Raw genomic sequence first — 12,610 nt, forward strand, 5'->3', positions numbered from 1 at the left:
CACAGGTCCCTGATCTGTGTTTGTCTTTGTTTTAGTATCCTAAAACGGAAATAACGGCAGTTCATTTCTCTCATAAATATAGGTAAATATCCGGTAGTGGTAAAGAAATTCTCCAGTGAATATTCCTTCTTTTTCAAAAGAATAAGCATCTATAAACGCTTCTATTTTGTCTTCATCCTCTTCATCCCACACCCCTGTCATCCAGACTTTATAGGCTAGCCTGCTGTTTAAACCGGGATATCCGCTTTCTTCAAAAAGCTCCTCGATATGCTCTCTTTCCACCTTTTTTCCTCCCCCATCTGTTATCCATCCTTTTCTGTTTTTGTCTTTCTTATACATTTTTGGGACAAGGCAAATATACAATTTTAGCACCACATGAGGTGAACTTGTCTATACTATATCGAAGTCTTTTTTAATTTCAAGATTGCTTATTACTAACAAATAAGGGAGGGATAACGTTGGAATTGAAAGAGTTATTTCATTTAGGCAATAAAACAGCCATTGTCACTGGAGGAGGTCGCGGACTCGGAGAGCAAATGGCAAATGCGCTTGGGGAAGCAGGAGCAAATGTTGTCATCTGCTCACGCCGAATTGAAGCATGTGAGCATGTCAAAAAGAACCTAGAAGCAAAGGGAGTTAAGGCTCTGGCTATCGAATGTGACATCACCAATGAAGAAGACATTCAAATGGTCATCCAAAAGACCCTGGAGACATTTGGAAGCATCGATATCCTCATAAATAATAGCGGTACATCCTGGGTTGCACCTTTTCTAGATCTGCCTGCTGATAAATGGGACAAAGTCATGAATGTAAACTTAAAAGGGCTGTTTTTATTTTCACAGGCTGCCGCAAAAGTGATGACGAAGCAGGGGAGCGGCAAAATCATTAATATTTCATCTGTAAATGGAATGAGGGGCACCCACTCGGCATTTCTTGATGCAGTGGCTTACAGTACAAGTAAAGGAGCAGTCATCGCATTTACAAAGGATTTAGCTGTAAAATTGGCTCCTGCAGGCATTCAAGTAAACGCTATTGCTCCAGGCTTCTTCCCTACCAAAATTACAAAAGTTCTTGAAAAATCGAGTTCAGTTATTCTCAAAAAGATTCCTGCCGGAAGATTTGGAAATGAACATGACTTAAAAGGAGCAGCTGTCTTTTTATCATCCAAAGCGTCTGATTTCGTTACAGGACAGGTATTAGTCGTAGATGGAGGAATGACTGTATCCCTTTAAGTTTCACAGCTAACTTCAAAGAAAGGAGAAAATTTATGTCTATTAACCATACAGAAGCCCTATTGCAGGCAATAAAAAAATTAGGGACGAAAGTGGAAAGAGAACTGAATGAATCTATTCAGAACTCTATTAACAAAGAAGATATTTTCAAAAACCTAGTCACCCGCTCAGAGGTGACTGCAGCAAGCATGAAAAAACTCCGGGACGCCATTGAGACACTATCCATTCCTCTTAATTTCCCTACCAAAACCGACGTGGCAAATGCAGCAAAACTGACTGTGCAGGCTGAAGAAAAAATGGATCAGATTGACGAAAAAGTCATCGCTTTGGCCAGATCAATTGAGGACTTAAAAAAAGCACTTGGCAGCCCTGCTGAAAGCGCGGAAAAATAAATGGAACAAAACACAGCTTCCAAAAAACTGCTTGGATTTTTAAATACTATTTTACAGCCCGCTCCGGAGATCAATGTAACTCCAAGGACTACAGTCTGGAAAAGAAATAAGGCAACTCTCTGGCATTATGCCCCTGCCAGCAAAAAATACAGTATTCCCGTTTTCCTTGTTTATTCACTAGTAAACCAGCCCACTATTCTGGACTTAGGACCTCAGAATAGTTTAATCGAAGCTTTGGTTAACAGCGGATATGATGTCTATTTGCTGGATTTCGGGATTCCAGGCTATGAGGATAAAGACATCACGATGGAAGATTATATTACTGAATACATCCAGAAGGGGGTAAAAAGAGCTTTATATCACTCAGGGGCAGACGAAATAAGTGTAATGGGCTTTTGCCTGGGAGGAACCTTTGCAGCCATTTATGCGGCCATTGCGGATGAACCAGTCAAAAACTTAATATTGTCTGTTGCACCAGTTGATTTCAGCATTGTACCGGTTTTTGATAAATGGGCAGATGAACTGCGGAATGGAGACGGCAGCCTGGAAACTACTTTTGATGCATGGGGACTTATCCCCGCCTTTGCCATTAAATCAGGTATGCGGCTATTTACTTCTCCCCTTTATTACTCTCCATATTTATCGCTTCTGGCCAGGGCTGATGATGAAGCATATGCATCCCGCTGGAAGCGATTCAACCATTGGACCAATGGCCATATTCCATTTGCCGGGGCTGCACTGAAGCAAATTCACCTGGATCTATTAAAAGACAATAAGCTTGTGAACGGTACATTAACGATTGGAGATAATAATGCCGCGCTCAGTAATATTGAAGCTAATTTGCTTGCTGTCGCTTCAGATAATGACCGTCTTGTTCCAAAAGAGCAGATACTTCCGATCATGGACCTCGTGTCCAGTGCTGATAAAACTTTTCATCTGCTTCAGGGCGGGCATGCCAACCTTACTTCAGAAGGAAAAATTCCTGACTATATGGACAAATGGCTGTCAGCAAGATCAGGACAAATATAAAATTTTTAATTCCCCTGCCTCTGCAGGGGATTCAACATTTAAAGGAGGTAACTTGATGGTTTCATGGAATTATCCGAATCATATAATAAAAGACTACACCATTAGTGCTTATATGGGTTTTGCTTCATTTGTGTTTAGAGACTTATTTTCTGCTTAGTTTTAAGACCATGCAATTTCTGCATGGTTTTATTTTTTGTGTTAGCCCGAATAGTGTTTTTACATGCTTAGCTGCAAATAATAAGCAAATGAACAATAGGCAATCGCTGGAGAGCCTTAAGCAGGCATCTGACAATGACAAGAGCAGAAGGAGATAAATAATGGACTTAAGGATTTTCAAGGCTATCAACCGTTTATCAGGACGTATGGCATTTATGGATTTTTTAATGATCCTTATATCAAATAGGGCAAAGTATTTATTTTTATATGTACTCGCATACATGTGGCTGTCCAAAAGACCTTCCAGAACAGCCGCAAGAAAAGCTACTGCAGCTTCTCTGGTTGCAACCTTTGTAACTAAGGTTCTAAAAGCTTGTTATTTCAGGCCCCGTCCCTACATAAAACACAAGGTTGGCATATTGATTCCAGCCAAAAGAGATTCAAGCTTTCCAAGCAAGCATACAGCTGTGTCGTTTGCTGCTTCTAGTGTCATTTTTTACGGAAACCGATTTATAGGGCGCATTTTGCTGTGGGTTTCAGCATGCACTGGCTTCGCCCGCATCTGGGCAGGCCACCACTACCCTTCCGATGTTATTGGTGGAGCTCTTATTGGCGGAACTATAGGCTGGTTCACAGAAAGGCTTTCAAAACCAGAAATTAAAAAATGTAAAATCCGCACTTTCTTTGGCGAAAGAAAACTTGTTTTGTCATCCGGGAAGGATTTCACGTTAAACGGATAGAATTCATTGTGAAAATGGGAGGGGATCAGTATGAATACGAGTGCTGCTGCCAAATTATTAGGGGTTTCACCAAGCACTATTCAGCGATGGGTGAAACAACTGGAACTCCGGACGGAACGAAATGAATTGGGTCATTACTTATTTACGGAAGAAGACATTAGCCTGCTAAAACAGGTGCAGGATCAGCTTAATCAAGGGATTATATTGCAGGATGTTACTGTAAAGGGAAAAAAGCCGAGAAAAGGTGCGGTCCATAGCGAAACTGCTGCTGCTCCGGTCATGGAGAAAATATATCTGAAGATCAGCGAACTTGAGAAACGGCTGAACGGAAAAGCAGATGATGTGGTGTCTTATCAGCTGCTTCAGCACCGCAGCGAAATAGAGGAACTGCAAAAGGAAAATGCACGACTGCTTAAAAGAATTGACGCTCTCGAAGCCAGGACAGCTGTTAGAAATCGGGACATCCCTCCTGATACCCTTCTGGTTTTTGATCAGGAGAAGCCGAGAAAGAAATTAAAAAAGAGAAATATTTTCACAATGCTGTTCGGATTTTAATAAGAAATTTTGCCCGTTGATTGCAGCTCCAGGATGCTCAGCGAACCGAGGGACGGGCTCTGAGCATCCTCGACGCTACGCGTCTGTGGGGTCTCACCTGTCCCGCTGCTCCCGCAGGACGTTGATTAAGCTTCCTTGATTAAACACCGCACAAAGAAAATGCGATAGCATTTTCGAGGATTTCGCACCTTCCTCTACAATCAAATCAGTAAATATAATTCAAGTAGCAACAAACTTTGCGAAAAAAGCCTACTCTTATTAATCATCCCAGCTGAACCGTTGTTCACGAAAAGGGTCTCCATAGTTGTGATAGCCGTTTTTCTCCCAAAAACCGGGCTTGTCGGTTTGAGAGAACTCGATGCCCCTAATCCACTTTGCACTTTTCCAGAAATACAGATGCGGAATAACGGCCCGCAGCGGAAATCCATGCTCGGGAGTAAGGGCCTCGCCGTTATGGGTATGTGCCAGCAGGCTGGTGCTTTTTAGAAAATCTTGAAGGGGAAGGTTCGTGGTCCAGCCTTCTTCCGCATGAAGTATCACAAATTGTGCTGCTTCTTTTACGCCTGCCTGCCTGGCTATCTCTGCAGCTGAGACTCCCTCCCAGGCATTATCAAACTTTGACCAGCCCGTGACACAGTGGATATCATTTTTGTACAGTGTCTGAGGCAGGTTCATTACCTCCTCATACGATAAGGATAATTCCTTTTTCACTTCCCCAAATATATGCAGATTCCAGTCCTTCATATCTTTATAGTACGGAACATTTCCGTAATGAAGTACAGGGAAGGCAGTCGTAACGTTTTGATTTGGCGGTACCCGGCTTGAGGTCTGTTTTCTGATTTTCCCAAAATACATTATAGCCACCTCCGATCGTTTTTCTTTATCGTACCCTACATTAATGGCTTATAACAATAAGAAAGCAGCTCCCATTCAGGAAGCTGCTTACGATTATAAGATCATTGCCGCCAGCCATCCAAACAGGATGAGCGGAATATTGTAATGCAGGAATGTTGGCACGCATGTATCCCAGATGTGATTGTGCTGCCCATCTGCATTCAAGCCTGCTGTTGGTCCCAATGTACTGTCTGATGCAGGCGAACCGGCATCTCCAAGAGCTGCGGCTGTTCCCACAAGAGCAATCGTTGCCATCGGACTGAATCCAACCTCAAGTGCAAGCGGCACAAATATAGTTGCAATAATCGGGATGGTTGAAAATGAAGAACCAATCCCCATTGTAACAAGTAAGCCGACAAAAAGCATAAGCAATGCCGCCAGTGATTTATCATTACCAATTAATTCTGCCGCTTGTGCAACAAGGCTATCGACATCGCCTGTTTCTTTTAATACATCAGCAAAGCCGAATGCAGCCAGCATGACAAACCCAATGAATGCCATCATCTTCATGCCTTCAGTTAAGAGCTGGTCTGCCTCGTTCCATTTAATCGCGCCGCTGATGTAAATAACTATAATACCTGCCAGTGCCCCAAAAATCATCGAATCAAACTGCAGCTGGACGATGAGAGCTGCTGATATCGCGATAAAAGAAAAAATAATGCCCTTTTTGGAGTAATTGCCTTTTTCAGTTTCAATTAGTTCTGATGGACGATAATCCCTTTTTTTACGGTAAACAAATAATGCCACTAAAAGACCCGCAACCATACCGGCTACAGGAATGAGCATAGCCTTCGGGATATCAGCCATATCTACTGCCAGCCCGCTGTTCTCCATATTTTCTGCGAGTATTCCGTGGAATATCTGGCCAAAGCCTGCAGGAAGCAGAATATACGGAGCCGTTAAACCAAATGTCAGTACAGATGCAATCAGACGACGGTCTATCTGCAACTCATTCATAACCTTTAATAATGGCGGAATTAAAATGGGAATAAACGCTATATGAATGGGAATTAAGTTTTGAGAAAAAATAGACATTACTAATATAGAAAATACTATGAGTGCCTTTGATAATGTTTTCCCTTTAGACTCCCCGTCTTTTCCGACCTTGGCCAGGACCCACTCCACTAATAGATTCGGAAGCCCTGTTGCGGAAATGGCCAAGGCAAATCCGCCCAATAACGCATAACTCAATGCAACCTCTGCACTGCCTCCAAGTCCATTTGAAAAAACTTCAATTGTTTTATCTATACTTAATCCGCCTGCAAGCCCTCCTGCCAATGCACCTGCCACAAGAGCAAGAACCACATTGACGCGCAGAAGGCTGAGAATAAGCATGATCAAAACTGCAAGTATAACTGCATTCATGATGCAACCCTCTTTCTATTCTTTGTTCCACTTTTACTTTAGTGCGCTAAATCGGTAGAGAACTAAAACACTTGTTTTAAATTATCATACTTCTGCTTTTTATGTCAATGGTTTTACGCCGATTCAAGATGGGAGTTTGCGCCAGACGGATATGATTTTGGATAAGCCGGCCGCTAAGGCTTAGTATTTGCATAAAAAAACCCCGGATCGCTCCGGAGTTCTGAATTCACTATTACTTTGTTTCAAATCTTTCTACCAGCAATGCCAATGTACGCACCATTACGCCTGTCGCGCCGTCTGGTCCAAGGTCATAGCTTTTTCCTGTTGTCGCTGTACCTGCAATATCGAGGTGCACCCATGGAGTGTCTTCGGCAAATTCACCGACGAATCCTCCGCCCATGATTGCATGGCCGGCTCGTCCGGGTGAATTGTTAAGATCCGCAATTTTGCTGCTTCTGATTCTTTCTTTATCTTTTTCAAAAAGAGGCAGCCGCCAGATTGGCTCGCCAGCTTCATAAGAGGCTTCCAGCACCTGTTCAAACCACTCTTCATTATTAGTTAATGCACCTGTTGTTTCTTCCCCCAGTGCAACAATGACACCGCCAGTCAGGGTTGCCACATCCACCAGATAGTCTGCTCCATGGTGCTTCGCATACGTTACTGCATCAGCAAGTGCCAGACGTCCTTCTGCATCTGTGTTAAGGACTTCAATGGTTTTTCCGCTCATGGAGGTGATGACATCATCCGGCTTAAACGCGGTACCGCTCACCATATTATCTGTAGAAGGAATGACAGCGACAACATTTTGTTCAGGCTTCAGTTCACCAATGACTTCCATAGCACCGAGTACTGCCGCAGCTCCCCCCATATCGGATTTCATGCCGACAATGCCGTCCTTCGGCTTAATCGAATAGCCTCCTGTATCGAAGGTGATTCCTTTGCCGACGAGACCGATTACATCCTTCCATTCTTCCTTGCCCTGATATTTTAAGACAATCATCTTAGGAGGCTCTGCCGATCCCTGGTTAACCGCCAAAAGAGCACCCATGCCAAGCTTAAGCATGTCTTCCTTTTCCAGGATTTCCACGTCAAACCCGTATCTCCACGCCAGTTCAGATGAGTAATTTGCCAAATCGGTGGCAGTCAGCATATTGCCTGGCAGATTGACTAATGTGCGGGCAGAATTCGTACCTTTCCCATGTGCATATCCAACTGTAAGGGAAGCCTTTACACCCTCCTCATCTGCCGATTCACAATAAACGGCAATACTCTCAAATTCTTTTTCCGGCTCATTTGATTTCTGTTTGTAATCTTCAAACTTATAGGTGGAAAGGGCAAACCCCTCACTTAAGGCATGTGCAGCATCCAGCTCATCTACATTTCCGCCAATAAAAGTATCAAGACAAACACCGGCATTTTGAAGCTTGGACGATTTTACTTCCTTGAATGCTTTTCCAAATGCTTCACGCAAACCTTCAAAGCTGAATTCTTTTTCTTTCCCAAGGCCTACTGTAATCAATCGTTTGGCCCCAAGCTTTCCAAACGTATGTATTTTTGCAATGGCTTTTTTCTTGGCGGATATATCGCCGCTCTTCACAAGCTCGGTCAAATGGCCCTCAAACTTTTCATCTGTCCGGGCAAGTACTCCCTCAAACCTGACTGGTTTATCAAAAACACCAACAATCAGGCATTCCTGTTCGGCTGAAACGTCAAATTCTTTCTTAACAGAAAACATACTGACACCCCCATAATCTATTTATCTCTTTATTATATCGAAAATATTGAATTGTTTCGACTATCTAATTTCTTCTTTGTTATTCCTTCAGATATAGTACCAACTGAGGCAATTTAGGAAGAATACCGATCCTATCAAATGGAAGCCGGTCGATATCTTTCGGAAAAATGGAGAGACATTCCTCAATAAACCGGTACACGTGCTCCAAATCCAGCCCCCAGTGTCTGGGCCTGTAATCCTGCAAATATTCATGTGCAGCCTGCATCATCAGCCTTGCACCTTTGACATTGCCATATTCATAATGATAAATACTGACGCTCATTTGCAGCAGGCCTTTTAAAAACAAATTGCCTTTATCGGTCATCCACATTTCCTCAAGAAGATCATGGCAGGTGTAATAATCACCTTCATTGAAACTGACAAAGAATTCATAGTACTCAAGAGGATAATCTTCCATATAATCACTCCATTTTTGGACTTGGTTGTAATTCATTTTAACAAAAGGCTGTTTTCGTATAAATTGTTGTTTTTTACTTATAAATTTTGCCCGGTGATTGCAGCTCCAGGATGCTCAGCGAACCGCGGGCGGACGCTGAGCATCCTCGACGCTACGCGTCTGTGGGGTCTCACCTGTCCCGCTACTCCCGCAGGATGTTGATTAAGCTTCCTTGAGTAAACATCGCACGAAGAAAATGCGATAGCATTTTCGAGGATCTCGCACCTTCCTCTACAATCAACTCAGTAAATATAATTCAAATAGCAACAAACTTTGCGAAAAGAGCCTAACAAAAAGAGAAGGTATTAAATATATTTCCTCATAATTGGGTAAGAAAATAGAGACAGAAAGGAGAATGTTATGGATCCTCTATTATTTGCCCTTTTTACAGTGGGGTATTTCCTGCTATTTATATGGGCCATTCTTATTGTAAAGAACGCCGGCCCTGTTAGTGCTGCCTTCCTGCTGCCTGTAATTCTCGGATTAATTTACGATAATGGCATTCTTGCTGCTGGCAGTTTGATCGGGGAAGGCAAAACTTTAAAGCTTCTGAATTATCCCCGATTCTGGATTCATGCCATTTTTACGCCGCTGCTTGTTCTATATTCCTGGTACACTGTAAAACAAGCTGATATTGATTGCGCAAAAACAGGTACACTAAAATGGGTTGCATACCTGCTCACTGCCGGATTAATTCTTCTTGAGCTTTTTACCGAGGTTTTCAGCCTTGAACTTGAAGCAAAATGGGAATATGGAGCACTAAGCTATTCAAACACTGAGGCACAGGGCGGCCCTCCGATTATGGTGCTGATCATTTCCGCCTTATTGCTGACGGCATCTGTATTTATTTGGCGCAAACAGGGGTGGTTCTGGTTTTTTGCGGGTTCCGTCCTGATGATTATCGGAAGTGCAGTCGATATTCCTGTTGAAAGTGCTGCTGCCGTGAATGCATTTGAATGGATTCTTTTGCTTTCCCTGACAGCAACAGCATATTTTCAAAAAAAGCGCGGTTAACAAAAACTTAAAGCAGATCCTCTTGCAGGAAGGAACAATCTATTGGAGAATATTAGTTAGTATAACTTTACAGTAGCTCCTGAATCTGAAGAGTGCGAAGAAGTATAACTTCGGACACAGAAAGCAGAAAAGAATTCAAAGATGGAGTATCATACAACTCAAAGGTGGTCTCAAATGGAATTATTGACAAATTTCCCTCTATGGTCTGCTTTGGCAGCCATCTTCTTTGCCCAATTTGTGAAAGTGCCCATTCAATTTATTGCCACACGAAGAGTAGATTGGTCCCTTTTAACCAGTACTGGCGGAATGCCAAGCTCACACTCAGCAGCAGTTACTGCTCTTTCAACCGGGGTGGCGCTTGAGACTGGAGTGGACTCTGCTGTTTTCGCTGTTTCTGCCGTTTTTGCCATTATCACTATGTTTGATGCTACCGGAGTGCGTCGTCAGGCCGGGGAACAGGCGATTGTATTAAACCAGCTTGTTGCCGACTTCAATAAATTCGTTGAAGAAGCAAAGACATGGCAGAAAAAAGCTGGCCAGGAAAAACAGAAAGAGTTGAAGGAGCTGCTGGGCCATAAGCCGATAGAAGTACTCTTTGGCGGCATAACTGGAATCTTATTAACTTTAGGGCTTCATTATTTATTTTCCTAAAGGTTGTGATGTGAATGAAAATCCTTTCTTTATGCCCAAGCAATACGGAATTAGTGGAGTACTTGGGATTGACTGATATGCTTGCTGGCGTGGACGATTATTCAGATTGGCCGGAGCAAGTTTCCAATCTGCCCCGGCTGGGTCCTGACTTGTCTATTAATATGGACAAAGTAGCGGAATTGAAACCAGATCTGGTGCTTGCCTCCCTGAGTGTTCCAGGCATGGAAAAGAATGTAGCAGAGCTTGAAAAAAGACAGATTCCCCATATTGTCTTAAATCCCCAAAGTCTCGCAGATATTGCAAATGACCTGGTTTTTGCTGCTGAAAAAATCGGGAGGCCTGAGAGAGGAATTTTGGCGGCTAGACAGTTTACGAAGAAAATAGAAGAACTGCAGGTCATCTCAAGCAGAATTGAGAAAAAACCAAGCCTCTATTGGGAATGGTGGCCAAAGCCTGTGTTTACTCCTGGCAAGGTCAATTGGCTGACAGAAATCAGTGAAATAGCCGGTGGGCGGAATTTATTTGCTGATGTTGAGCTTGCAAGTGTCCAGACTGATTGGGAGGATGTCCTGAATCGGCTGCCGGATTATATCTGTCTCGCCTGGGTCGGTGTCAGAAGAGAAAAGGTAAATCCGGAGATTGTCCTGAAACGTCCCGGTTGGTGTGAAATGGAAGCAGTAAAACAGAACAGAATCCTGGTTTTGGAAGAAGACCTGTATTGCAGGCCATCACCGCGGCTGATTGAAGGGGCTATAAAATTAGCGAAAAAAATTCATCCTCAGGAATTTTCTATTTGATCATATAAAAAGGCAAATCCGTTCCTTGTATCGGATTTGCCTTTCTTCTGTTTATTTTTTCTCTGATTTAATATATTGCTGCCTGAAGACCTGCATGGCTTCATTTTCATTCAGTAACCTTAAATCTTCTTCCGTCAGGGTTCCATCGCCCATTTCAACGATGTAAACATCGAGCGTCTTCTTTCCCCAATTATTATAAACATCATCAACCGTTTCATAATAGAGATCCAATTTATTTCCCTTAATGGCACCGCCTTTATCGGCTACAACACCATACCCGTAATCAGGAATAAACAGGATCGTTCCAATCGGAAAAACATTTAAATCTGCTGCGACTGTAGAGTATAAGTCCCTTTTAACTTTAACACCTGAGTATGTAATGCCAAAGGACGGATGATCGGGATTTTTTCCTGTCGACTCGTAAAAAGCTGTATATCCGGTAGCAATTACTTGTTTTTTCTGATACTGCGACCAGTCAATTGATTCCTCCAGTGTCGGTGCCTGTTCAATTGCAACAGCTTCACTCGCAGAAATCTTCGGTTCCAGGCTCACGGCCTGCTTCAAAAACTTAAATGCTACTCCAACCGATTTTAATGTATGTTCAAAATTTGAATTTCCATCTTTGTCAGCTTGCTCAGCATTTTGCTGCAACTGTACAATTGATCTTGCTTCTACCCCGGAAATAGAATGGAAAGTTGTCAATAATGCACCTATAAATAAGGCAGACATTACTGTACGTTTCATCCATTTTGTAATTTTGTTCATCTTTTACACTCCTCCCAAAGTTAGTCATTTCCCTTCTTTGAGAGAAATATTCATAACTTATGGGAAAGCAGGTCTTCCAGCAACCGGTTACAGACTGTATAAAGCCAGTAATGCCAAGGCTCGCCCAATTTGATCACACTAATCAAATAAAATAAAAAATCCCTGCAGCTGCAGAGATTTCATCAACAATTTAAAACATCCGATATCCTTTTTTACGGAGCAGTCTAATCGTAATTCCAGCAACAATGGCACCTGCCATTCCGCTGCTGAGTATAAGGATGTCAGCTAGAGCGAGGCTTGACATTTCTACTCCAAGGCTGGAAAACGATTCCCCCGGTTTTTGAAAATACTCAATGAAGCGAACTTTATCAATGATAAAAATGGCAATAACAGGATAAATAATAGCCATAATCCAAGACATTCTTAACAGCATATTTAATATAAAACCTATCCCAAAAAAAAGCACAAAAAACAGAAGCATCGAAATAGGCAAAACGAAAATCGTCATTTGCATGAACTTGTTTCCTCCCTTAACACATCAATAATTAGTTTACTTTAATGTGGATTGGAGAGTCAACAAGAAAAGCGGGCGTATCAGTACACCCGCTAATGAAAAGAAAAACTTCGCTGCCTGCGAAGTTTTAAAGTTATTCCTTTTTCTTTCCTGTTCCTCCGCAGCAGCTGCAGGTTTCAGATCCGCCTAATAGTAACTGAAAATACCCCTTGCCGGAACAATACATGCACTCTTTATTTTCATATTTCTTAGCTGTCATTTTATTCATCTCCTTT

The 12,610-nt window shown here is 42.5% G+C and carries 16 protein-coding genes; 8 read left to right on the top strand and 8 right to left on the bottom strand.

Translation table 11 applies throughout. The features are described from left to right. Positions 1-39: 39 nt before the first annotated feature. Positions 40-282 (bottom strand): hypothetical protein, encoded by a 243-nt coding sequence (locus tag M3205_RS07010; protein ID WP_251169257.1) that lies wholly within the window; start codon positions 280-282, stop codon positions 40-42. Between the two features lie 176 nt (positions 283-458). Between M3205_RS07010 and M3205_RS07015 the strand changes: the two genes are divergently transcribed. The 5 genes from M3205_RS07015 to M3205_RS07035 all read left to right on the top strand — a co-directional run bounded on the left by M3205_RS07015 (position 459) and on the right by M3205_RS07035 (position 4,104). Then, positions 459-1,232: an SDR family oxidoreductase gene (locus M3205_RS07015; protein ID WP_251169258.1), complete on the top strand. Its 774-nt coding sequence runs from the start codon at positions 459-461 to the stop codon at positions 1,230-1,232. A 35-nt stretch (positions 1,233-1,267) separates the two neighbouring features. Beyond that, positions 1,268-1,624 (top strand): hypothetical protein, encoded by a 357-nt coding sequence (locus tag M3205_RS07020; RefSeq protein WP_251169259.1) that lies wholly within the window; start codon positions 1,268-1,270, stop codon positions 1,622-1,624. After that, positions 1,625-2,653, top strand: a complete 1,029-nt coding sequence (locus M3205_RS07025) for an alpha/beta fold hydrolase (RefSeq protein WP_251169260.1) — start codon at positions 1,625-1,627, stop codon at positions 2,651-2,653. It begins immediately after the preceding gene. 317 nt (positions 2,654-2,970) lie between these two features. Beyond that, positions 2,971-3,549: a phosphatase PAP2 family protein gene (locus M3205_RS07030; protein ID WP_251169261.1), complete on the top strand. Its 579-nt coding sequence runs from the start codon at positions 2,971-2,973 to the stop codon at positions 3,547-3,549. Between the two features lie 30 nt (positions 3,550-3,579). Continuing rightward, positions 3,580-4,104, top strand: coding sequence for a MerR family transcriptional regulator (locus tag M3205_RS07035; protein ID WP_251169262.1), 525 nt, complete (start codon positions 3,580-3,582; stop codon positions 4,102-4,104). A gap of 258 nt (positions 4,105-4,362) precedes the next feature. On the opposite strand, the gene M3205_RS07040 is transcribed toward M3205_RS07035, so the two are convergent. The 4 genes from M3205_RS07040 to M3205_RS07055 form a co-directional block, all read right to left on the bottom strand. Further along, positions 4,363-4,959, bottom strand: a complete 597-nt coding sequence (locus M3205_RS07040) for a sulfite oxidase-like oxidoreductase (protein WP_251169263.1) — start codon at positions 4,957-4,959, stop codon at positions 4,363-4,365. 93 nt (positions 4,960-5,052) lie between these two features. Then, on the bottom strand, positions 5,053-6,363 hold the full coding sequence (locus M3205_RS07045; RefSeq protein ID WP_251169264.1) for a Na+/H+ antiporter family protein: 1,311 nt from the start codon (positions 6,361-6,363) through the stop codon (positions 5,053-5,055). Positions 6,364-6,595: 232 nt separating this feature from the next. Continuing rightward, complete coding sequence (locus M3205_RS07050) at positions 6,596-8,098, bottom strand: leucyl aminopeptidase (RefSeq protein WP_251169265.1); 1,503 nt, start codon at positions 8,096-8,098, stop codon at positions 6,596-6,598. A 79-nt stretch (positions 8,099-8,177) separates the two neighbouring features. Beyond that, positions 8,178-8,555, bottom strand: coding sequence for a DUF309 domain-containing protein (locus M3205_RS07055; protein WP_251169327.1), 378 nt, complete (start codon positions 8,553-8,555; stop codon positions 8,178-8,180). A 399-nt stretch (positions 8,556-8,954) separates the two neighbouring features. Between M3205_RS07055 and M3205_RS07060 the strand changes: the two genes are divergently transcribed. The 3 genes from M3205_RS07060 (at position 8,955) to M3205_RS07070 (ending at position 11,056) form a co-directional block, all read left to right on the top strand. Then, positions 8,955-9,608: a hypothetical protein gene (locus M3205_RS07060; protein ID WP_251169266.1), complete on the top strand. Its 654-nt coding sequence runs from the start codon at positions 8,955-8,957 to the stop codon at positions 9,606-9,608. Between the two features lie 174 nt (positions 9,609-9,782). Then, complete coding sequence (locus M3205_RS07065) at positions 9,783-10,259, top strand: divergent PAP2 family protein (protein ID WP_251169267.1); 477 nt, start codon at positions 9,783-9,785, stop codon at positions 10,257-10,259. Between the two features lie 14 nt (positions 10,260-10,273). Beyond that, the gene (locus tag M3205_RS07070) at positions 10,274-11,056 is read left to right on the top strand and encodes a cobalamin-binding protein (protein ID WP_251169268.1); all 783 of its coding nucleotides are present in this window, start codon (positions 10,274-10,276) and stop codon (positions 11,054-11,056) included. Positions 11,057-11,107: 51 nt separating this feature from the next. On the opposite strand, the gene M3205_RS07075 is transcribed toward M3205_RS07070, so the two are convergent. The 3 genes from M3205_RS07075 to M3205_RS07085 all read right to left on the bottom strand — a co-directional run bounded on the left by M3205_RS07075 (position 11,108) and on the right by M3205_RS07085 (position 12,594). Continuing rightward, positions 11,108-11,821 (bottom strand): 3D domain-containing protein, encoded by a 714-nt coding sequence (locus M3205_RS07075; RefSeq protein ID WP_251169269.1) that lies wholly within the window; start codon positions 11,819-11,821, stop codon positions 11,108-11,110. A 190-nt stretch (positions 11,822-12,011) separates the two neighbouring features. Next, positions 12,012-12,335, bottom strand: coding sequence for a YuiB family protein (locus tag M3205_RS07080; protein WP_251169270.1), 324 nt, complete (start codon positions 12,333-12,335; stop codon positions 12,012-12,014). 133 nt (positions 12,336-12,468) lie between these two features. Further along, the gene (locus tag M3205_RS07085; RefSeq protein WP_159867914.1) at positions 12,469-12,594 is read right to left on the bottom strand and encodes a YuiA family protein; all 126 of its coding nucleotides are present in this window, start codon (positions 12,592-12,594) and stop codon (positions 12,469-12,471) included. Positions 12,595-12,610: the final 16 nt, after the last annotated feature.

It is taken from the genome of Cytobacillus firmus (assembly GCF_023715565.1).
GTDB lineage: Bacteria > Bacillota > Bacilli > Bacillales > Cytobacillaceae > Cytobacillus > Cytobacillus firmus_C.